At 67.0% G+C, this 21,785-nt stretch carries 19 protein-coding genes; 8 read left to right on the top strand and 11 right to left on the bottom strand.

The window, feature by feature from the left end:
- The 3 genes from RTI28_RS16000 to RTI28_RS15990 form a co-directional block, all read right to left on the bottom strand.
- On the bottom strand, positions 1-202 hold a 202-nt coding region (locus tag RTI28_RS16000; RefSeq protein WP_316921347.1), incomplete at its 3' end, for a hypothetical protein.
- A 189-nt stretch (positions 203-391) separates the two neighbouring features.
- The gene (locus RTI28_RS15995) at positions 392-1,690 is read right to left on the bottom strand and encodes an ATP-binding protein (RefSeq protein WP_316921346.1); all 1,299 of its coding nucleotides are present in this window, start codon (positions 1,688-1,690) and stop codon (positions 392-394) included.
- Positions 1,691-1,699: 9 nt separating this feature from the next.
- Positions 1,700-2,401, bottom strand: coding sequence for a response regulator transcription factor (locus RTI28_RS15990; protein WP_042130334.1), 702 nt, complete (start codon positions 2,399-2,401; stop codon positions 1,700-1,702).
- A 157-nt stretch (positions 2,402-2,558) separates the two neighbouring features.
- Between RTI28_RS15990 and RTI28_RS15985 the strand changes: the two genes are divergently transcribed.
- The 3 genes from RTI28_RS15985 (at position 2,559) to mobA (ending at position 7,609) form a co-directional block, all read left to right on the top strand.
- The gene (locus RTI28_RS15985; RefSeq protein WP_316921353.1) at positions 2,559-3,731 is read left to right on the top strand and encodes an efflux RND transporter periplasmic adaptor subunit; all 1,173 of its coding nucleotides are present in this window, start codon (positions 2,559-2,561) and stop codon (positions 3,729-3,731) included.
- A gap of 11 nt (positions 3,732-3,742) precedes the next feature.
- Complete coding sequence (locus RTI28_RS15980) at positions 3,743-6,865, top strand: efflux RND transporter permease subunit (protein WP_316921345.1); 3,123 nt, start codon at positions 3,743-3,745, stop codon at positions 6,863-6,865.
- A gap of 147 nt (positions 6,866-7,012) precedes the next feature.
- Complete coding sequence (mobA, locus tag RTI28_RS15975) at positions 7,013-7,609, top strand: molybdenum cofactor guanylyltransferase MobA (RefSeq protein WP_316921344.1); 597 nt, start codon at positions 7,013-7,015, stop codon at positions 7,607-7,609.
- Here mobA and RTI28_RS15970 read toward each other — a convergent pair.
- The 4 genes from RTI28_RS15970 to gnd all read right to left on the bottom strand — a co-directional run bounded on the left by RTI28_RS15970 (position 7,595) and on the right by gnd (position 11,345).
- A complete protein-coding gene (locus tag RTI28_RS15970; RefSeq protein WP_316921343.1) occupies positions 7,595-8,023 on the bottom strand; it encodes a MarR family winged helix-turn-helix transcriptional regulator in 429 nt (142 codons plus the stop codon). The genes mobA and RTI28_RS15970 overlap by 15 nt on opposite strands.
- A gap of 20 nt (positions 8,024-8,043) precedes the next feature.
- Positions 8,044-8,547, bottom strand: a complete 504-nt coding sequence (locus RTI28_RS15965) for a hypothetical protein (protein WP_316921342.1) — start codon at positions 8,545-8,547, stop codon at positions 8,044-8,046.
- A gap of 339 nt (positions 8,548-8,886) precedes the next feature.
- Positions 8,887-10,368: a glucose-6-phosphate dehydrogenase gene (zwf, locus tag RTI28_RS15960; protein ID WP_316921341.1), complete on the bottom strand. Its 1,482-nt coding sequence runs from the start codon at positions 10,366-10,368 to the stop codon at positions 8,887-8,889.
- Positions 10,365-11,345 carry a phosphogluconate dehydrogenase (NAD(+)-dependent, decarboxylating) gene (gnd, locus tag RTI28_RS15955; protein ID WP_316921340.1) on the bottom strand — a complete coding sequence of 327 codons (981 nt, stop codon included), beginning with the start codon at positions 11,343-11,345 and terminating at the stop codon, positions 10,365-10,367. Before gnd ends, zwf begins: the two co-directional genes overlap by 4 nt.
- Before the next feature lie 196 nt (positions 11,346-11,541).
- Between gnd and RTI28_RS15950 the strand changes: the two genes are divergently transcribed.
- Complete coding sequence (locus RTI28_RS15950) at positions 11,542-11,709, top strand: DUF6026 family protein (protein WP_167335892.1); 168 nt, start codon at positions 11,542-11,544, stop codon at positions 11,707-11,709.
- Between the two features lie 19 nt (positions 11,710-11,728).
- On the opposite strand, the gene RTI28_RS15945 is transcribed toward RTI28_RS15950, so the two are convergent.
- Positions 11,729-12,337 (bottom strand): LysE family translocator, encoded by a 609-nt coding sequence (locus RTI28_RS15945; protein WP_316921339.1) that lies wholly within the window; start codon positions 12,335-12,337, stop codon positions 11,729-11,731.
- Between the two features lie 113 nt (positions 12,338-12,450).
- Here RTI28_RS15945 and RTI28_RS15940 point away from each other — a divergent pair, with 113 nt between their 5' ends.
- Positions 12,451-13,350: a LysR substrate-binding domain-containing protein gene (locus RTI28_RS15940; RefSeq protein ID WP_316921338.1), complete on the top strand. Its 900-nt coding sequence runs from the start codon at positions 12,451-12,453 to the stop codon at positions 13,348-13,350.
- A 533-nt stretch (positions 13,351-13,883) separates the two neighbouring features.
- Positions 13,884-14,522, top strand: a complete 639-nt coding sequence (alkB, locus tag RTI28_RS15935) for a DNA oxidative demethylase AlkB (protein WP_316921337.1) — start codon at positions 13,884-13,886, stop codon at positions 14,520-14,522.
- Positions 14,523-14,525: 3 nt separating this feature from the next.
- On the opposite strand, the gene RTI28_RS15930 is transcribed toward alkB, so the two are convergent.
- The 3 genes from RTI28_RS15930 to RTI28_RS15920 are packed head-to-tail and all read right to left on the bottom strand — an operon-like array spanning position 14,526 to position 19,281.
- The gene (locus tag RTI28_RS15930; protein WP_316921336.1) at positions 14,526-16,058 is read right to left on the bottom strand and encodes an amidase; all 1,533 of its coding nucleotides are present in this window, start codon (positions 16,056-16,058) and stop codon (positions 14,526-14,528) included.
- 19 nt (positions 16,059-16,077) lie between these two features.
- Positions 16,078-17,790, bottom strand: a complete 1,713-nt coding sequence (locus RTI28_RS15925; RefSeq protein WP_316921335.1) for a methyl-accepting chemotaxis protein — start codon at positions 17,788-17,790, stop codon at positions 16,078-16,080.
- Between the two features lie 18 nt (positions 17,791-17,808).
- A complete protein-coding gene (locus tag RTI28_RS15920) occupies positions 17,809-19,281 on the bottom strand; it encodes a coniferyl aldehyde dehydrogenase (protein ID WP_316921352.1) in 1,473 nt (490 codons plus the stop codon).
- Positions 19,282-19,430: 149 nt separating this feature from the next.
- Here RTI28_RS15920 and RTI28_RS15915 point away from each other — a divergent pair, with 149 nt between their 5' ends.
- Complete coding sequence (locus tag RTI28_RS15915) at positions 19,431-20,411, top strand: flavin reductase family protein (RefSeq protein ID WP_316921334.1); 981 nt, start codon at positions 19,431-19,433, stop codon at positions 20,409-20,411.
- Positions 20,408-21,715, top strand: coding sequence for an MFS transporter (locus RTI28_RS15910; protein WP_316921333.1), 1,308 nt, complete (start codon positions 20,408-20,410; stop codon positions 21,713-21,715). Before RTI28_RS15915 ends, RTI28_RS15910 begins: the two co-directional genes overlap by 4 nt.
- Positions 21,716-21,785: the final 70 nt, after the last annotated feature.

The raw sequence follows: 21,785 nt of genomic DNA, 5'->3' as shown, positions 1-21,785 counted from the left end.
TACGCGCTTCTTTCAGCTTGGCCTCACGGCGTCCACCTTGCGTTTCACTACAGTTGTCGTCACTCATTCTGGTCACCGCTTTCAGGTGACTGATTTTGGCCCATGCCGGGCACACTGGGAGCGGGCATTGCCCGCGATGCGCCGTGCGGACGGCGCTCTCACGGCGTCCACCTTGCGTTTCACTACAGTTGTCGTCACTCATTCTGGTCACCGCTTTCAGGTGACTGATTTTGGCCCATGCCGGGCACACTGGGAGCGGGCATTGCCCGCGATGCGCCGTGCGGACGGCGCTCGATCTCAAGGGCACTAGAAAAACATCGTCATGCACAGCGATGCGCCGCGCGGGCGGCGCTCGATCTCAAGACCGCTGGAAAGCGGCCGACATGCGCCCTCACCGCCGCGGCAGAAAAATACCGAACCGCGCCCCACCCAGCTCCGACTGGCCGACCTCGAGCCGCCCGCCCTGGCTCTCGATCACCCGCCGACTGATCGCCAGCCCCAGGCCGAAGCCACCGGTGGCGCGGTCGCGGCTGCGGTCCAGGCGATAGAACGGCTGGAAGATCTGCTCCCGCTCATGCTCGGGAATACCGATGCCGTCGTCCTCGACACTGATCAGGCAATTGCCCTGGCCATCCTGGCTCAGTTCCAGCAGCAGTCGCCGGTCGCAGTAGCGCATGGCATTGCGGATCAGGTTCTGCACGGCGCGCGCAGTCAGCCGCGGGTCCAGGGCAAAACGCTGCAGCTCGGCACCACCGCGCACTTCCCAGCACACTCCACGGCCGTCCAACTCTTCGGCGAAGCTGCCGAGGATGCTGTCGATGAACTCCAGCAGCGACACCTCGACCCGCTCGACCACCTGCCCCGGCGTCTGCAGGCGGCTGTACGACAACAGCTCCAGCACCAGTTCATCCAGCTCGCGAACGTGCCCGACCAGTTGCATCAGGCGCTTGCGACTGGCCGCCGGCAGCTCGTCATAGAGCAGCACCAGGCCGAAGTCCAGGCGGGTCAAGGGCGTGCGCAGCTCATGGGACACCGCGTTGAGCAGCTCGCGCTGCTGGGTCAGCAGCTGTTCCAGGTCCTGGGCCATGGTGTCGAACACTGCCGCCAGCGCGCCGATGTTGGAGCGCGGGGAAATCAGCGTGCGCTCCGACAGATGCCCCTGGCCAAGCAATTGCGCGGTGGCCTTGAGCCGCTGCAGGTCGCGCCAGTGCGGCCACAGCCAGAGCAGCAGGCAGCCGAGCAGCGCCGCGCCGATCAGCACGGTGATGCCCCAGGACAGCAGATTGATGTCGAACGGGTCCGGCGGGGTGCTCAAGGCCACCAGCCATTGCTCGCTGAGCGGCGCGATGGCGGTTTCGTAGTAGCCCCAGTCGCCGAGGCGGACGACGTTCTGCCCGGCATCCAGGTGTTGGCGCTCGGTGTCGCTCAATGACTGCTCGGCACGCGGCAGCAGTTCGATGGTCAGCGGCGCGAAATCGTCGGCGAGCTGTTTCGCCACCTGCGGCCAGTCACGCTCCGGCGTGCGGCGGAATTCCTTGACGATCAGGCTCTGCACGCCCCGGGCCTGTTCCAGGTTGTAGACGACATAGCGTTCGTTGAAGACGTTGAGGATCAGCTCCGGCACCAGGAACAAGGCCCCGGCGTAGGTGATGATGGTCAGCAGGTACAGGCGGACGAGGATCTTCAGCATGCTCGGGCCTCAGACCTCCCATTCCATGCGGCTGAACAGATAGCCCTTGCCCCACACGGTCTTGATCTTGCGCGCTTCGCCGGCATTGTCGTCGAACTTGCGGCGCAGTTTGGAGATCGCCACGTCCACCGAGCGGTCGGTGCCGTTGAACTCGATGCCGCGCAGGTGCTGGAGGATATGGTCACGGCTGAGCACCGTGCCGGCATTGCGCGCCAGGACCACCAGCAGGTTGAACTCGCCGCTGGACAGCTCCACCGGCATGGCGCGCCAGAGCACGGTGCGTTCGGCAAGGTCGATGCACAGCGCGCCGATGGCGATGCGATCGCTCTCCAGGTGCGGTTCGGCGACGCTGCTGCGGCGCAGCAAGGTGCGCACCCGGGCCAGCAGCACCCGTGGCTCGCAGGGTTTGGCGACGTAGTCGTCGGCACCCATTTCCAGGCCCAGGACCTGGTCATGGCTATCGTCGCGGGCGGTGAGCATGAGGATCGGCAGGGTCTGCGATTCGCCGCGCAGGCGCCGGCACACCTGCAGGCCGTCGAGGCCGGGGAGCATCAGGTCGAGGATCACCAGGTCGGGCCGGTCGCGGCGTACCTGTTCCAGCGCCAGGTCGCCGCGGGCGATGACGCTCACGGTGAAACCATTGCGTTGCAGGTAGCTGGCGATCAGCTCGGACAGGGCGCAGTCGTCTTCGACCAGAAGGATGTTGGGCATGGCTGGATGTGCAGGACAGGGAAAGTCGGCAGGATATAGAACCGGCCAGGTAAGAAGTTATTTCCTTACACTTTTTAACAGACACTCTACACAGCTTCACAGCGGCTGGCGCCGCGCCTGCGTACCATGCGTCGGTCATTTATGGAAGAAGCGTATGTTGCCCTCGAGTCCCGCCCGCCTGCTGCCCCTCGCCGCCACCCTCCTCCTGCTCGCTGCCTGCGGCGATGGCCAGGCCCCGGAAGAGGCGCAAATGCCCGCGCCGAACGTCTCGGTGGAAACCGTGCGGATCCAGCCGCTGGCGATCAGCAGCGAGTTGTCCGGGCGCATCCAGGCGCCGCGCAGCGCCGAAGTGCGCGCGCGCGTCGCCGGGGTCGTGCTCAAGCGCGAGTACCGCGAGGGCAGCGATGTGAAACAGGGCGAGGTGCTGTTCCGCATCGACCCGGCGCCGTTCCAGGCCGACTACGACAGTGCCCGGGCGACCCTGGCCAAGGCCGAGGCGGCGCGCTATCAGGCCCGGCTGCAGGACCAGCGCTACGCCGAGCTGATCGCCATCAACGCGGTCAGCCGCCAGGACCGTGACAACGCTCGCGCCGCGGCGATGCAGGCGGACGCCGAGGTCGCCGCGGCCAAGGCTGCGGTGGAACGGGCGCGGCTCAATCTCGGTTACGCCACGGTCACCGCGCCGATTTCCGGACGCATTGGCCGCGCCCTGGTCACCGAGGGCGCGCTGGTGGGCCAGAACGAGACCACGGCGCTGGCGACCATCCAGCAACTGGACCCGATCCACGCCGACGTCACCCAGTCGACCCGCGAGATCAACGCCCTGCGCCGCGCCTTGCGGGCCGGCGAGCTGCAGCAGGTCGGCCAGGACCAGGCCCGGGTCACCCTGATCCAGGACGACGGCACGCCCTACCCGCTGCCGGGCAAGCTGCTGTTCTCGGACATCGCCGTCGACCCGGGCACCGGCCAGATCACCCTGCGCAGCGAATTCCCCAACCCGGACCTCGACCTGCTGCCGGGCAGCTTCATCCGCGTGCGCGTCGAGCAGGCGATCCAGCCCCAGGGCATCAGCGTGCCGCAACAGGCGATCCTGCGTGACAGTGCCGGCCTGCCGCGGGTCCTGGTGGTGGATGGCGCGCAGCGCATCGTCGAACGCGCGGTGGTGCTCGGCAGCGCGCAGAACAACCGCTGGATCGTCAGCGAAGGCCTGACCCCGGGCGAGCGCGTGGTCACCGAGGGCCTGCAGCACGTCAAGGCCGGCGACCAGGTGCAGGTCACCGGCACCGATGCGGGCACCTCGTCCGTCGTTCAGAACACCACCGGCCAGTGAGGGCCTGATTCATGCCGCAGTTCTTCATCGATCGCCCGGTCTTCGCCTGGGTGGTCGCGTTGTTCATTCTTCTCGCCGGTGCCCTGGCCCTGCCCAAGCTGCCCGTGGCCCAGTACCCCAACGTCGCGCCGCCGCAGGTGGAGATCTACGCGGTGTATCCCGGCGCGTCGGCACAGACCATCGACGAAAGCGTGGTCAGCCTGATCGAGCAGGAGCTCAACGGCGCCGATCACCTGCTGTACTTCTCCTCGCAGAGCAGCCTGGGCAGCGCCACCATCACCGCCACCTTCGAGCCGGGGACCAATCCGGAACTGGCCCAGGTGGACGTGCAGAACCGCCTGAAGATCGTCGAGTCGCGTCTGCCGCGGGCGGTAATCCAGCAGGGCCTGCAGGTGGAAAAGGTCTCCACCGGCTTCCTCCTCCTGGTGACCCTCAGCTCGGAAGACCCACGCCTGGACGAAACGGCCCTGAGCGACTTCCTCGCGCGCAACGTGATGAACGAGATCCGCCGCCTGTCCGGGGTCGGCAAGGCCCAGCTGTACGGCTCCGAACGTGCCATGCGGGTGTGGATCGATCCGCAGAAGCTGATCGGCTTCAACCTCACCCCCGAGGACGTCAACAACGCCATCGCCGCGCAGAACGCCCAGGTCGCGCCGGGCAGCATCGGCGACCTGCCGGGGCGCGCCGGCCAGGAAATCACCGCCAACGTGCTGGTCAAGGGCCAGCTGTCGAGCCCGGAGGAGTTCGCCGCCATCGTCCTGCGCGCCAACCAGGACGGCTCCAGCGTCACCATTGGCGATGTCGCCCGGGTCGAGATCGGCAGCCAGGAATACCAGTTTGGCACCCGCCTCAACGGCAAGGCTGCCACCGCCTTCAGCGTGCAGCTGGCGCCGGGGGCCAATGCCATGCACACCGCGACCCTGGTGCGCGAGAAGATGGACGAGCTGTCGCGCTACTTCCCGCCGGGCGCGAAGTACGCCATTCCCTACGACACCTCGCCGTTCGTGAAGGTCTCCATCACCCAGGTGATCCACACCCTCGGCGAAGCCATGGTCCTGGTGTTCCTGGTGATGCTGCTGTTCCTGCAGAACATCCGCTACACCCTGATCCCCACCCTGGTGGTACCGGTGGCGCTGATGGGCACCTTCGCCGCGATGCTCGCCCTGGGGTTCTCGATCAACGTCCTGACCCTGTTCGGCATGGTCCTGGCCATCGGCATCCTGGTCGACGACGCCATCGTCGTGGTCGAGAACGTCGAGCGCATCATGATGGAGGAAGGCCTGGCGCCGAAGGAGGCGACGCGCAAGGCCATGGGCCAGATCAGCGGGGCCATCGTCGGCATCACCGTGGTGCTGGTGGCGGTGTTCCTGCCGATGGCGTTCATGAGCGGCTCGGTCGGGGTGATCTACCAGCAGTTCTCCATGTCCATGGCGGTGTCGATCCTGTTCTCGGCGTTCCTCGCCCTGAGCCTGACCCCGGCCCTGTGTGCGACCCTGCTCAAACCGGTGGCCAAGGGCGAGCACCACGAACGACGCGGCCTGTATGGCTGGTTCAACCGGCGTTTCGAGGCACTGAGCAACGGCTACCAGCGCTGGGTCATCCACGCCATCGCCCGCAGCGGTCGCTACCTGCTGCTGTATGCCCTGCTGTTCGCCGTGCTGGTGTTCAGCTTCAGCCAGTTGCCGTCGTCGTTCCTGCCCACCGAGGACCAGGGCTACACCATCACCGACGTGCAGCTGCCGCCGGGCGCCAGCCGCGAGCGCACCGAACAGGTGGCGGCGCAGATCGAGGCGCACAATGCCCAGGAAGCCGGCGTGGGCGACACCACGGTGATCCTCGGTTTCAGCTTCTCCGGCAACGGGCAGAACGCCGCGCTGGTGTTCACCACGCTCAAGGACTGGTCGCAGCGCACGGCCGATGACGCCGCGGCGGCCATCGCCGAGCGCGCGACGGTCGCCTTCAGCCAGTTCAAGAACGCCATCGCCTACTCGGTGCTGCCGCCGCCGGTGGACGGCCTGGGTACCTCGACCGGTTTCGAGTTCCGCCTGCAGGACCGTGGCGGCCTGGGCTACGCCCGGCTGATGGCGGCGCGCGACCAGTTGCTCGCGGCCGCGGAAAAGAGTCCGGTGCTGGTCAACGTGCGCGAGAGCGCCCTGGCGGAAAGCCCGCAGGTGCAACTGGAGATCGACCGCAAGCAGGCCAATGCCCTCGGCGTGTCGTTCGCCGATATCGGCACGGTGCTCAATACCGCGGTGGGCTCCAGCTACGTCAACGACTTCCCCAACCAGGGCCGCATGCAGCGGGTGGTGGTGCAGGCCGAAGGCGACAGCCGCAGCCAGGTCGAGGACCTGCTAAAGATCCACGTGCGCAACAGCAGCGGCAAGATGGTTCCGCTGGCCGCCTTCGCCCGCGCGCAGTGGGTCTCGGGGCCGGTGCAACTGACCCGCTACAACGGCTATCCGGCGATTGCCGTGAGCGGCGAGCCGACCCCGGGACACAGCTCCGGCGAGGCCATGGCCGAGATCGAGCGCCTGGTCGCTGAACTGCCGCTGGGCTTCGGCCTGGAATGGACCGGCCTGTCCCTGCAGGAGAAGCTGTCCGGCAGCCAGGCGCCGTTGCTGATGGCGCTGTCCTTGCTGGTGGTATTCCTCTGCCTGGCGGCGCTGTACGAAAGCTGGTCGATCCCGACCTCGGTGCTGCTGGTGGTACCGCTGGGGATTCTCGGCGCGGTGCTGGCGGTGACCCTGCGCGGGCTGCCCAACGATGTGTTCTTCAAGGTGGGGCTGATCACCCTGATCGGCCTGTCGGCGAAGAACGCCATCCTGATCATCGAGTTCGCCAAGAGCCTGGTGGACCAGGGGCACGACCTGCTGGACGCGACGGTGCAGGCCGCGCGCCTGCGCCTGCGGCCGATCGTCATGACCTCGCTGGCCTTCATCCTCGGCGTGGTGCCGCTGGCCATCGCTACCGGTGCCAGCTCGGCGAGCCAGCAGGCGATCGGTACCGGGGTGGTCGGCGGGATGCTCAGCGCGACGCTGGCGGTGGTGTTCGTGCCGGTGTTCTTCGTGGTGGTGATGCGGGTGACCGGGTATCAGCGCAAGAAGGCTGCCGAGCCGCTTGCGGATCCCCTGTAACGAGGGAGGCTGGGACCGCTTTGCGGTCCTTTCGCGGGCAAGCCACGCTCCTACGCGGTATATGCGGTATATGCGGTAAGTGCAGGTCACTCGACAGCGCGGTGCCATCATGGGAAGGTGACGGCCCGCAGACGGAATAACCATTCAATGAGCACCACGCCCCTGCCCCCCTGCTCCATCCTGATCCTGGCCGGCGGTCGCGGCCAGCGCATGGGTGGGCGGGACAAGGGCTTGCTGCCCTGGCACGGCGAGCCGCTGATCGCGCATCTGCACCGCACCGTGCGGCCCCTCAGCGATGACCTGATCATCTCCTGTAACCGCAATATCGAGGCCTACCGACCTTACGCCGATACGCTGGTGCAGGACGCGCAAGCGGATTTCCCGGGGCCGATGGCCGGTGTCCTCGCCGCTCTGCAGGTCGCCCGGCATGACTGGCTGCTGGTCCTCGCCTGCGACGCGCCACGGGTCGACCGGGCCTTGCTGGAGTCCCTGCTGGCCCTGGCCAACGAGACGCTGACACCGGTCATGGTGCGCCAGGCCGGCCACTGGCAACCCATGTTCAGCCTGCTCCCGCGCGCACTCGCAGGCACGCTTTCAGCTGCCTGGGCGCGTGGCGATCGCAGTCTGTCATGGGTGTTGCGTAGCGGGCCCTTGCTGGCCCTGGATTGCGCCGAAGACGATCCCCGGCTGGCCAACTTCAATACGCCGCAGGCCCTCGACGACGACGCTTCAGCGCAGTCGTGAACGGATCTGCCGGCAGGTATCGAGCATCTGCTGGCGGTTGTGCGGTTCGAGACCGAGCTTGCCGTTCATGCAGTCGAGCAACTGCGCCGCTTCCAGCTTCAGGGCCTTGCCCTTGTCGGTCAGCAGCACCTTGCGCCGACGCCGGTCGCCCGGATCGAGATAGACGGTGATGAAGCCGGCATCGGTGAGACGGCGAATGATCGGCGTCAGGGTGCCGAGGTCGAACAGGGTCACCGCGCTGAGCGAGCTGATGGACATGTCGTCCTCCCCCCACAGGCCGATCAGCACCAGCAATTGCGGGTAGGTCACGCCATGCCGGCGCAGGGGTTCGCCGTAGTCGCGGACCATGGCATTGGCGGTGGAATACAGGGTGAAGCACAGCATTCTGTCGAAATCGAAAGTCGGTTCTTCCATAGGCGTCTCTTGGGCGGCGATCATCCGGCCACCCCTCTTTGCTCGTTGCATGCCCCTCGCTGCAGCGGGACGAAAGCCACACGTCCGCTGCCGGTACCGGGCAGTGTTGTCTTGAAAGTGATTGCCGCGGGCAACTGCCAGGTGGCGAGCCCCTCCCGGCGGTGTCCCGGGCGCTGCGGTTGTTCGACGGGCAGGCCGTGGCGAGTGCGGATCCGGGTGTAGGGAAACAGGTCGTTCATCCTTGATATCTGTCGGTGCAGCAGCCCCGCCCCGCGGTTGGTGACCAGGTGCGCATCGGGGAAGTCGATGTCGCGTCGGCTCGCATGGTCGTGCAGAAGCGCCAGGGTGGTCCCGGCAGCCACGGCCATGAGCATCCGATACAGGCCGTAGTGCGCGGACAATGGCAGGGAGCACAGGATGTTGTCAGTGACTTCACAAGCCAGATTACTGCGCAAGGAGTCCAGTGCCATCAGCACGTTATGCTGGCTGACCGTCGCTTGCGGGCACTCGTCGAGGCGTTTCATGGCGCGCTCCGGACCCGGGCGACGCATGGCAGGCAAATGTGGTCGACGGCCCGATCCCTGACATCGAATGCCCTGATCTCTGCCAAGACGCTATCCATAGCAAAAATGCCTTCATTGGTTTGCGTAAAAAGTAAAGACTCAGGCCCTCTAAAACATCCAGAAGTGTGAACCAAGTCAGATTTTTACCAAGATTGCCCCATTCGAAGGAATATAGCTAGTTGCTATGATGGCGAATAAATGGCGTCAATGAATCGCGCCAGCCCGCGTGTGGCGGGCTGTTCAGCTGGACAGCAGGAAAAATTGACCCGGCCATCCGAATGGATGGCCGGTCGGCGTCACTCAGCCGAGGCGGTGCCAGACCCGGCGTTCGCGAGCGAGCAATTCGTCCGCGGCGGCCGGACCGTCCTCGCCGGCGGCGTAGGAATGGACTTCTCCGCCCTCCTTCCAGGCATCGAGAAACGGCTGTACCGCGCGCCAGCCGTTTTCGATGTTGTCCGCGCGCTGGAACAGGGTCTGGTCGCCGATCAGGCAGTCGTAGATCAGGGTTTCGTAGCCGGTGGCCGGGCGCATGTTGAAGAAGTCCTTGTAGGCGAAGCCCAGCTCGACGTTCTCCATCGCCAGGGCCGGCCCCGGACGCTTGGCCTGCAGGTCGAACCACATGCCCTCGTTGGGCTGGATCTGGATCTTCAGGTAGTTGGGCTTGGGCCGTTCGGCGTCGCTGTCGCGAAACTGCGCGTAGGGCGCCGGCTTGAAGCAGATGGCGATCTCGGTGTCGCGCACGCTCATGCGCTTGCCGGTACGCAGGTAGAACGGCACGCCGACCCAGCGCCAGTTGTCGATCATCACCTTGAGCGCGACATAGGTTTCCGTCTGGCTGTCCGCCGCCACCCGCGGTTCGTCGCGATAGCCCCTGAGTTTCTTCCGACCCTGGCGGCCCTCGGTGTACTGCCCGCGTACCGAATTCTTCAAGGCCATGGCCTTCGACCAGGGGCGGATCGCGCCGATGACCTTGGCCTTCTCGCTGCGCACCGCGTCGGCGCCGAACGCCGCCGGCGGCTCCATGGCGACCATCGCCAGCAACTGGAACAGGTGATTGGGCACCATGTCGCGCAGCGCGCCGGTGTGGTCGTAGAAGGCCGCGCGCTCCTCGACGCCGACGGTTTCCGCCGCGGTGATCTGCACATGGTCGATGTAGTGGTTGTTCCAGAACGCCTCGAACAAGCCGTTGGAAAAGCGGCTGACCAGGATGTTCTGCACCGTCTCCTTGCCCAGGTAATGATCGATCCGGTAGATCTGCTTCTCGCTCATCACCCGCAGCAGGCAGGCATTGAGCAGCTCGGCGCTGGCCAGGTCGGAGCCGAAGGGTTTTTCGATCACCACCCGACGAAAGCCCTCGGTTTCATCGAGCAACCCGCCATCGCCCAGGCGCTGCACCACGTCGGCGAAGAAGCGCGGCGCGGTAGCCAGGTAGAAGATCGCATTGCCGTTGCGCGACCTGCCGATGTGCTTGCCGATGGCCTGGTAGGTGTCGGTATCGAGGAAATCGCCGGTGAGGTAGTCGATGCGTTTCGCCAGGCGTGCCCAGCGCTTCGGGTCGAGGTCCTTGTCGCGCTCGCGCATGAAGGCGGCGAGGCGTTCGGCGAATTCGCTGCCAGTGGCGGCATTGTGGTCGACACCGACGATGCGCAGGTTGCGGTCCAGCAGGCCGTCGCGGCTGAGGTTGTACAGGGCCGGCATCAACAGGCGCTTGACCAGGTCGCCATTGGCGCCGAACAGGAACAGGGTGCAGGGTGGCGCGGTTTCGACGTTGTAGGGATTCATTCGCGACGCTCGACATGGCCACCGAAACCGAAGCGCATCGCCGACAGCAGCTTGTCGGCGTAGGTGCCCTGCTGCTGTTGCGAACGGAAGCGGGCGAACAGCGCACTGCTCAGCACCGGCGCCGGCACGCCCTGCTCCACCGCGGCATCGATGGTCCAGCGACCCTCGCCGCTGTCGGCCACCGCACCGCTGTAGTGACTCAGCTGCGGATCGGCCGCCAGGGCGTCGGCAGTCAGGTCGAGCAGCCAGGACGTGACCACGCTGCCGCGGCGCCAGACCTCGGCGATCTGCGCCACATCCAGGTCGTAGCGCTGCTCTTGCGGCAGCCCCTCGCCGGTCTTGCCGCGAAGGATATCGAAGCCTTCGGCGTAGGCCTGCATCAGGCCGTATTCGATGCCGTTGTGGACCATCTTGACGAAGTGCCCGGCGCCGGCCGGACCGGCATGGATATAGCCGTGTTCGGCGCGCCCCGGCTCGCCTTCGCGGCCACGGGTGCGGGGGATGTCGCCAAGGCCCGGGGCGAGGCTGGCGAACAGCGGATCGAGGCGCTCGATCACCGCCTGTTCGCCGCCGATCATCATGCAGTAGCCGCGCTCCAGGCCCCAGACACCGCCGGAGGTGCCGACATCGACGTAGTGCAGCTTGCGCGCGGCCAGCTCGCCGGCGCGGCGGATATCGTCCTTGTAGAAGCTGTTGCCGCCGTCGATCACGGTGTCGCCGGCCTCCAGCAGGTCGGCCAGTTGCGCGATGGTCTGCTCGGTCGGTTCGCCGGCCGGGAGCATCACCCATACCGCCCGCGGTTTGCTCAATTGCCGCACCAGCGCCGGCAGGTCCGCCGCCCCCTGCGCGCCCTCCGCCACCAGCCCGTCGATGGCCGCCTGATTGCGGTCGTTCACCACCATCTGGTGACCGTTGCGCATCAGGCGCCGCGCTATGTTGCCGCCCATGCGGCCCAGCCCCACGATTCCCAGTTGCATGCCGATGCTCCGTTCGAAGGATGAAATGTCGCGTCAGGTCCACAAGGTTAGTCCAGCGGTGATGACGATGGTTTCACGACGAACGGCGAGACAACGGCGAATAAAAAAGTTCCACCGGACGGAAAAAGAATTCAGAATCGCGCCCCGTCAAGCGTCTACGCTTCAGTTGTGTGACAAGTCCTTAGTGAGGTGCACGATGCAAACCCTGATCTCGGCAAGCCCGCCCCAGACGCTCTACGTCTCGATTCGCCGTGACGAACTGCAACGCCTGAAGCAGGAACGCGACGAGCTCCAGGAGCAGGTCGCGCGTCTCAATCTGCTGCTGCAACAGGCCCAGCCCCAGCGTCACCCCGCCACGCGCTGAATCCCCTCGCGCTGCTGGTTCAGGCCAGCAGCAGGCGACACCAGTACACCACCCCCACCGCCGCCAGCAGCAACAGCAGCCACGCCGATGCCCGCGCGATGCCTGCCTTGTAGCGTTGCGCCAGGGCGTGACGCATCAGGCCGATGTACAGCGCCAGGATCCCCAGGTCGACCAGCAGCCAGAGCAGCGCCAGCAGGCCGATGCTGGTGCTGAACGACGCCGTCACCGGGATGAACTGCGGAAACAGGGCGACGAAGAACAGGATGTCCTTGGGATTGGCGATGCCGATCAGAAAGCCCTGCCACCAGCCGTTGGCCCTGGCGGTCGCGACCTGTTCCCCGCCACCGGCGTCACGCAGCCCGCTGAAACCCAGCCAGCCGATGAACAGGCAGCCCAGCAGCGCGCCCCATTGCAGGACCTGCGGGCTCAGCGCCAGGGTGCCGGCGAGGATCGCTGCGGCCGCGGCCACCAGGAGCAGCGAAGCGGCATTGGCCCCCAGCGCGGTGCGGATGGCGCTGCCGGTGCCCGAGCGGCTGGCGGCGTCGAGCACCAGCAGGACCACCGGTCCGGGGGTGGCGATCAGCAGGATGACAGTGCCCAGGTAGGCGATCAGCAGCGGTGTATTCATGTTCGGTTCTCGACACGTTGACTGCGCGCATTCTGTGGCGCAGCGGGTGCCTTGAAAAACGCAAAATGCGCTGGCCTACTATGACTCCGACTCATGATGAGATTGCCCATCCCATGGCCGACCGCCTGCCCCCGCTCTACGCCCTGCGCGCCTTCGAGGTCGCCGCCCGCTCCTGCTCCTTCACCCGCGCAGGCGAGGAGCTGGCGCTGACCCAGAGCGCCATCAGCCGGCATATCCGCAGCCTGGAAGACCAGCTCGGCTGCCGCCTGTTCGAACGCAATGGCCCGCGCCTGCGCCTGACCGATGCCGGACAGCGTCTGGCCAGGCAACTGAGCGCCGGCTTCAGCCTGATCGAGCAGGCCTGCCAGCCGTTTCGCGGGGCGGCGCGGCACCTGCGCCTGAAGGCCCCCTCGACCCTGACCATGCACTGGCTGCTGGGCTGCCTGGAGCGTTTTCGCGAGGAACAGGACAGGACCCTGGTGCAGTTGTCCAGCGTGTGGATGGACCAGGACAGCGTGGACTTCGCCAGCGAGCCCTACGACTGCGCGGTGTTGCTCGGCAACGGCCAGTTCGGCGAACGGGTGAAGTGCTGCAAGCTGTTCGAGGAGTGGCTGATTCCGATCTGCGCGCCGTCGCTGCTGGGTGACGGGCCATGGGATGCGGCCTGGCTGGCGCGCATGGCGTTGGTGCATCCGTCCGCCGACCGTCGCGACTGGACGCGCTGGCTGCAAGGCAGCGGGCTCGCCGGGCCGGTCGAGCTGAATCGCGGCGCCTGTTTCGACACCCTGGACCAGGGCATGGCCGCGGCGATGGCCGGGCATGGGGTGTCGGTGGGCGACCTGGCCCTGGTCGGCGCGCATCTGCGCGATGGGCGGCTGGCCTTGCCGTTTCGCCAGGCGGTGGCCACCGGGGATGGCTATTACCTGGTGTGGCCGCAGGGCAGTGCCTGGGAGCAGGCGATTCTGGGGTTGGGGGAGTTTCTGCTGGGGCAGAAGCCGGAGCCGGTGCTTTAGGTTTTCGCTGGTTTCGAGGGTTGGGCAGGGAACCGCGTCAGGGCTGACTGGTGCTCGCCTCAACATATTCAGAGCCCTCGAGATCGAGCGCCGCCCGCGCGGCGCATCGCTGTGCTTGTCGATGCTTTTCTGGCGCCCTCAAGATCCAGCGCCGCCCGCGTGGCGCATCGCGGATGAATCCGCTCCCACATTGGTTGCAACGTGCCATGGCCTGTTGGATCTGGGTTGTCAGCCTTTGTTTTTCCGGCGATGCAGGGTGGGGAAGCAGTTGGGGTCGACTCGATATCGTGTCGAACACACAAGGCGGTCAACTATGGCCTGTCAGACATAGGTACGTTGCAACAAATGTGGGAGCGGATTCATCCGCGATGCGCCGCGTGGGCGGTGCTCGATCTCCAGAGCGCTGCAAGACTCAAGACAGGCACCTGGCAGCCTCAATACGGTTTCCCGCCAGACCATCAAATAGCTGCCGCAATGCCCCCCGAACGCACAACACCTTTTTCAGCCAGGGACACCCGCTGTAACATCCCCCCATGCAAACCGAACTCTTCACCTCCAGCGATCCCCACTGGCTCGGCAAGCAGGTCGTGGTCCTGCCCGGCTTTGCCCTGGAGCGCTTCGAGCGTCTGCTGCCGGCGCTGCGCCAGATCGTCCTGGCCGCGCCCTTTCGCAACATGACCACCCCCGGCGGGCGGACCATTGCCGTGCGGGTGACCAACTGCGGCGAGCTAGGCTGGATCAGCGACCTGCACGGCTACCGCTACAGCCCCGTCGACCCGCTCAGCGGCCAGCCCTGGCCGGCGCTGCCCGAAGTGTTCCTGGAACTGGCCCGCAGCGCGGCGCACAGCGCCGGCTTCGCCGACTTCACCCCGGACGCCTGCCTGATCAACAGCTACCTGCCCGGCAACCGCCTGACCCTGCACCAGGACCGCAATGAGCGCGACTTCAGCCAACCCATCGTCTCGGTCTCCCTCGGCCTGCCCGCCACCTTCCTGCTCGGCGGGCACGCGCGGGCCGAGCGCACGCAACGGGTGGCACTGCAGCACGGCGACGTGATGGTCTGGGGCGGCGAGGATCGCCTGCGCTTCCACGGCGTCCTCCCACTCCAGGACGGTCGCCATCCCGTGCTGGGCGCGCGGCGCATCAATTTCACCCTGCGCAAGGCTGGCTGAGTCTCAGACCCGCGCCCGGCGCCCGGCCCATGGCGTGTCCTGTTCCAGCTGGTTGGCCAGGCTGATCAGGCTGCCCTCGCCGCCCAGCCGCGCAGTGAACATCATCCCCACCGGCAGACCGTTTTCGCTCATCCCCAGCGGCAGGGAAATCGCCGGCTGGCCGCTGACATTGGCCAGCACGGTGAAACTGGCGCTGCCCATGGCGTGGCGGGCATAGGTCTCCCAGTCCTGGTCGAGGCTGAGCAGGCCCAGTTGCGGGGTCAGGTTGGCGGTCACCGGAGAGAGGATCAGGTCGAAGCGTTCGAAATGCTTTTCCATGCTCGCGCCGATGCTTTCGAAGGACTGCCGCGCGCGATACAGGTCTTCGCCCTTTGCACCCTGGGCGCGCTCCAGCACCACGCGGGTGATGCGTTCCAGGTCTTCGCCGCCGGCAGCATGGCCGAGCGCCTGTTCGCGGTCGTGGACCAGGCTGAGCAAGGCGGTGCCGATGACCATGCCGTGGGCACCGAACAGCTGGCGTGGATCGACGCCCAGGGTCAGTTCCTCCAGTTCGTGGCCCAGGCCGGACAGTTGCTTGATGGTGGTTTCCAGGGTCGCGGCAATCGCCGGCTCCAGCGGCGCCCCGGTCAGGGACTGGCGGACCACGGCGATGCGCAGCTTGCCCGGATCGCGCTTGAGTTCCTCGACGTAGGCGCGCTCCGGCGCCGCGGTCCAGTAGGCGCTGCCCGGCTCATGGCCGTGGCCGGCGTCGAGGAACAGCGCGGTGTCGCGCAGGCTGCGCGAGACCACGTTGCCCACGCTGGCACCGAACCAGCCCTCGAAATGCGCCGGGCCGCTGGGGGTGCGATAGCGGCTGGGCTTGAGCCCGACCAGGCCGCAATAGGACGCCGGGATGCGGATCGAGCCGCCGCCATCGGTGGCATGCGCCACCGGCACGATCCCGGCCGCCACCGCAGCGGCCGCGCCGCCGGAAGAACCGCCGGCACTGTGGCCGATATTCCACGGGTTGCGGGTCTGGCCCCAGGCCAGGGATTCGGTGGTGGTGGTCAGGCCGAATTCCGGGCAGGTGGTCTTGCCGAACGGCACCGCGCCGGCCCGCTCGTAGCGGGCGATCAGGGTGCTGGTGTGGCTGGCGGGCGGGGCGTTCCTGAACAGGCGACTGCCGTTGCTGGTGGACGTGCCCTGCAGGTAGGTATTGAGGTCCTTGAGCAGCAGCGGTACTCCGGCCAGGGCGCCCTGGGCCTGATGGCCGGCGGCGCGGCGCTGGGCCAGCAGGTTGCGCGCGTAGTCCTCGTGGAGCATGTTCACCGCGCGCACCTGCGGATCGACCAGGGCGTTGCGCGCCAGAGCCGCGTTCAGCAGGGCCTCGGCCGTCAGGTCGCCACGGCGCACGGCGTCGGCCATGGCCCAGGCATCGAGGGACTGGTAGTCGGCGGCGGACAGCTCGCCAGCCTGGGCGAAACGGCCGAACAGGCTGACGCCGGCGGCGATGGCAGTGGCCTTGAGCACGGTGCGGCGGGGGATTTCGGTGGTCATCTGAGGTTGAGCCTTCTCGTTATGGGTAATTGGAAACGACGCGAATCCCTATCGCGTGGTCCGCCATCGCGGATAAATCCGCTCCTACATTGAACCGTGCCGACAAGCGATCCAGCGCCTGCGCCAGTTGTTCCAGGTCCGCCGCCGCCAGCGCACTGCGCCCGGCGCTGGCCGACAGCGCACCGGTGCCCGCCGAGACGTTCTCGACCCGCAGCACCATCTCGCGGGTCACCCGCACCTGCTCGTCGATCACCGTGGCGATGGTATCGACACTGCGGATCACGTCATCGGTGCCGCTGCGGATCTGCGCCACGGAATCGCCGGCCTCGTGGGCCAGGTTGACCCCTTCGCGCACCCGCAGCACCACCCGGCCCATGCCGTCGACGACGGCGCGAGTCCCTTCCTGGATGCGCTGCACGGTCAGGTCGATCTCGCCGATGGAGCGCCCGGTGCGCTGGGCCAGCAGACGCACCTCATCGGCCACCACGGCGAAACCGCGGCCCTGCTCCCCTGCCCTGGCCGCCTCGATGGCGGCGTTCAGGGCCAGCAGGTTGGTCTGCTCGGCGATATTGCGAATCACGTTGAGCACGTCGCTGATCTCGTCGGAAAACCCTTCCAGCTGGTGAATATGCACGGCGGTGTCGCTGATCACATCGCTGATACGGTTCATCTCCTGGGCCATGTCGCGGATGAAGCCCTCGCTCTTGCCCGAGCGCCCTGCCGAATGCTGGGTGATGTCGCGGGACACGCCGACATGGGTTTCCACTTCGCCGATCGAACCGGACAGATGCTCGACCGCGCTGGAGATCCCGCGTACCGCCTCCGCCTGTTGCTGGGTGGCCTGGGCGGCCAGTTCCGCCGACTCCGCCAGGTGCGCAGCCTCGCGGCTGACCCGCTGGACCAGTTCGCGCATCTGCGAGATCAGCCCGTGCAGGCTGTCGCGCATGGCGACGATATCGCCGAGCATGCGGCCGAACTCGTCGTTGCCCTGGACCACGATCTGCCGCGACAGGTCGCCGGCGGCGATCGCCTGCATGCTGCTGGCGGCCTGGCGGAAGGCGCGGCGCAGGCGCGTGAGGGTGGTGAGCGCGGTGGCGCTGCCAGCCACCACGCCGAGCACGCCCAGCAGCAGGTAGGCCAGCACGGTGCGGCGATAGCGCTGCTGCGCCGCTTCATAGGCTTGCTCCGCCGCGCTCTGCTGCAGGGCCTGCAATTTGCCCAGCTCGGTCCCGGCGGCGCTGCCGGCGGGCTCGGCCACACGCAGGAAGGAAATGATCCCCGGCAGGCGGAAGTCGCCGGCGCGCAGCGATTCCATGAGAATGCCCAGTTCTTCGCGCCAGGTGCCGTAGTGCTCGTCGAACGCGCTGGCCACAGCCTGTTCCTCGGCACTCAGCGGGCGCTGCCGGTAAGCGTCCCAGAGCCGCGACAGCTCGCGGTTGTTGGCGTCGATGCTGCCCAGGGTGAACTCCACCGAGCGATCGAAGGCCGCCATCAGCGGACCTTCCGGGTCGTGCAGCACGGCGAGCAGGGCCAGGCGCCGGCTTTCGTCGAGACGGTGCTGGATCTCGCCGAAGTTCAGCAGGGTCGCCAGGTTGTCTTCGTTGATGGTGCGCAGGCTGTCGCGGGCCTGTTGCAGGCCGTAGACGCCAAAGCCCACCGCGGCAACGAACAGCGCGGTGGCCAGCAGCGCCCACAGCCACAGGCGCTGGGCAATGGTGATGGACTTGAACACAGTGATTCCTCGCCGGGCTCAGTCGGACGTCAGCATGGCCAGCATGGCCGCCTGGAAATGCTCGCCATAGGGCGGCAGCAGCCCCCATTCGCGCCGCGGGTCATGGCTCGGCGCCTTGAACACGGTGCGCATGTGGCTGAATTCGAGGAAGCCTTCACGACCGTGGTAATGCCCCATCCCGGAGGCTCCGACACCGCCGAACGGCGCATCGTGCATGGCCGCGTGCAGCATCACGTCGTTGAGGGTGACGCCGCCGGACAGGGTGTGGTCGAGCACGCGCCGCTGTTCGTCGGGATCCTGGCCGAAGTAGTAGAGGGCAAGCGGCCTGGGTCGGGCATTGATCTCGTCGATCACCGCGCCGAGATCGTCGTAGCCCAGCACGACCATGGCCGGTCCGAAGATTTCCTCGTGCAGGATGCGGCTGTGCGCCGGCGGATCGATCACCAGGCGCAGCGGCCGTCGGCGTTGCTCCGCGCTGGCCGGCAACTCATGCGGCAGCGACTCGATGCGCGCGCCCAGCGCCCGGGCATCCTCGATATAGCCCTCGACCCGCTCCAGATGCCGCGGGTTGACCACCGCCACCACATCCGGGTTGTCGGCAATGCTCGGGTGCAGGCTGGCATAGGCCGTGCTCAGCGCCGCGACGAAAGGCTCGAGCAAGCTGCGCGGCACATACAGCAGGTCCGGATTGATGCAGATCTGCCCGCCATTGGTGGCCTTGGCCACGGCGATGCTGAAGGCGGCCTGGTCGAGGTCGGCGCTGGTCGAGACGATCACCGGCGACTTGCCGCCCAGTTCCAGGGTCACCGGCACCAGGTTGCGCGCGGCATTGCCCATCACCGCGCGGCCGATGGCGGTGCTGCCGGTGAACACCAGGTGATCGAAGGGCTGCGCGGTGAAGGCTTCGGCCAGCGCGGTGTCGCCGGTCACCACCGCCACTTCCAGCGGATCGAGGTGTTCGCCACACAGGCGGGCGAGGACCTCGGCGGTGCGCGGGGTCACCTCCGAAGGCTTGAGAATCGCCCGGTTGCCCGCCGCCAGCACCGAGGCCAGCGGACTGAACAGGGTGAACAACGGCGCGTTCCAGGTGCCGAGAATGCCCACCGTGCCCTTGGGCTGGTACTTGATCCAGGCCGCGGCGCCGAGCTGGTCATAGGGCGGGAATGGCGTGCGCGGCTCGTCCTGCATCCATTGCTCCAGGTGCGCGCGTGCATGCTTGAGCGAGGCCAGGGCGCCGAGGATGTCGTTCATCAGCGAGAACCCGGCCGGACGGCCGCCGAAATCGGCGTCCATGGCCTCGGTCAGCGCGGTGTGGTGGTTCACCAGCAGGTCGATCACCTGCTGGATGCGCCGCCGGCGGGTGGCGGCATCCACGAGTCCCGCGGTATTGAACGCGGCTTTCTGACGCTCCAGCAGTGAAGAGAGAATCGATGAACTCATGCTTGCCCCCTTGGCAATTGGCCGATTGTCGTGGCTCTTGCAGCGCCCGATGCGCAGGGCCCACGTTGCCGGCAGAAGCCCCGGCGCGCCTCGTCCGATCGGACGAGAATCGAGCAAAAGCGTTAGTCCGTTGAGACGATGTTCGGCGCCTCGCCGCGGCGAATACTGGCCACAGGTAAAACCACTGCATGAGGCCAGTCATGGCAACACAACACCTCAGTTTCGACCCCCAGGCCTTCCGCGCGGCGCTCGGTACTTTCACCACCGGCGTGACCATCATCACCACCCAGGGCGAGGACGGCGCACCGGTGGGCATCACCGCCAACAGCTTCAACTCGGTCTCGCTGAACCCGCCGCTGGTGCTCTGGAGCCTGTCCAAGCAGGCCCGCAGCCTGCCGGTGTTCAGCAGCGGCAAGCACTGGAACGTGCATGTGCTGTCCACTGAGCAGGAGCGACTCTCCGGGCGCTTCGCCACCCAGGGCGAAGACAAGTTCGCCGAGGTCGAGCTGGACCGCGGCATCAGCGAAGCGCCGCTGCTGCAGGACTGCACTGCGCGCTTCCAGTGCCGCACGGCGTTCCAGTACGAGGGCGGCGACCATGTGATCTTCGTCGGCGAAGTGCTCGCCTTCGACCACAGCGACCGCGCGCCGCTGGCCTTCCAGAGCGGCCAGTACGCCCTGACCACGCGCAAGCCGCGCAACGAACTGCGCCTGGCGACCACCCCGCCGCCGGAATGCAGCTACACCGAGGACCTGCTCGGCTACCTGCTGGGACGCGGTCACTACCAGGCGCTCAACCTGCTGCGCCAGCTGCTGTGCAACCAGCAACTGGACGAGCAGGCGTTCTTCATCCTCGCGGTGCTGTGCATCCGCGACAACCTCGACCTCGCCGAGATCAACACCTTCGTCAGCTACACCGGGCACGTGGTGACCCTGGCCGGCATGCGCTTCCTCGAACGCCAGCAACTGGTGGCGATCGAGGGCGAGGACGACGACCTGCGCTTCGTGCTCACCGCCAAGGGGCGCGAGACCTCGCTGCAGCAGGTGGCGCTGGCCAAGGTGGTGGAGCAGGAACTCACCGCCAAGCTCGGCCAGGCCGATGCGCAGGCCCTGAAAGTCCTGCTCAAGCGCCTGATCGTGGTCAGCGACCCCGGCCTGCCCGACCTCTGGGCGCCGCGATGAGCGCCGCCGCACCGGCATTGCCCGCAGCGGCGGCGGGCTGGCGTGCCCATGGCCTGCTGTTGCTGCTGGCCATGGTCTTCGCCGACAACTTCGTCGGCCGGCAGATCCTCGCGGTAATGATCGAGCCGGTGAAGGCCGAGTTCGGCGTTGGCGACACAGCCATGGGCCTGATTTCCGGCCTGGCCTTCGCCGCGGTGTATGCGCTGACGGGGCTGCCGGCCGGGCGCCTGGTGGATCGGCTGTCGCGCACTCGGCTGCTGGCGGCGTCGTGCCTGCTCTGGGCTTTGGCCACCATGGCCTGCGGCGTGGCCGGCAGTTTCGTGCTGCTGGCCATCGCACGGATGCTGGTGGCGGTGAGCGAATCGCCGACCACTTCGGCTTCGCTGTCGCTGATCGCCGACCTGTATCCACCGCAGCGGCGCTCCTTCGCCATCAGTTGCTTCACGGCCGCGCCGACCTTTTCCTCGATCATCGGCCTGAGCATCGGCGCCTGGGTGGTCGAGCACCATGGCTGGCGCTTCGCGTTCATCGCCCTGGGTTTGCCGGCCCTGGCCTTCGCCGCCGCACTGGCGTTCATCGTGCGTGATCCGCCGCGCGGGCGCTGGGACCTGACGCCGCACCTGCCCTCGCCCTCCCCTGGCCTGCTGCGCGAGGCCGGCGGCCTGTGGCGGTTGCCGGCCTATCGGCAACTGATCCTCGCCGGTGGGCTGACCACCCTCAGCTCCTATGCCATCGCCATGTGGAACACCAGTTTCCTGGTGCGCTCCCATGGCTTGTCGCTGCAGCACGCGGGCCTGCTGGCCGGGGTGATCTGCGGCACCGCCGCAGGCGTTGGCGGACTGTTCAGTGGCTGGCTCAGCGACCGCCTGAGCCGACGCGCCGGGCATTGGCAGTTTTCCATCCCGATCATCGGCCATCTCACCGCAATGTCGGCCCTGGCCACCTACCTGCTGTGGCCGGACACCCTGCTGCTGCAGCTCGGCAGCCTGCCGGTGCCGGTGGCGATACTCTGGTGCGCGCTGTACAGCTTTTTCGCGGTGTGGTGGGTGGCGCCGTCGTACAACCTGGTGACCCAACTGGTGCCGGCCAATCGCCGGGGAACGGCGATGGCCCTGCAGACCATCGTCAGTACCTTGCTCGGCATCGGCATCGGGCCGCTGCTGGCCGGGCTGCTCAGTGACCTGCTGCTGCCCGTGGCCGGGCAGGACTCGCTGCGCTATGCGCTGTTGTTGGTGAGTTTGCCGGTGCTGGGGGCGGTGTTTTTGCTGGTGCGGACGTCGCGGCGGGTGGTCGAAGGGGGCTAGCGGTGTCTATTCGGGGAGCCTGCAGAATTCGGAAAAATCCTGCGCCAAGGTTTTCCGAGCCTTTGCGGGC

Source organism: Pseudomonas sp. zfem002, assembly GCF_032621685.1.
GTDB classification, from domain to species: Bacteria; Pseudomonadota; Gammaproteobacteria; order Pseudomonadales; family Pseudomonadaceae; genus Aquipseudomonas; species Aquipseudomonas japonica.
Note: the sequence above shows the minus strand (reverse complement) of the source record. Positions and strands in the feature narration are given on the sequence as shown.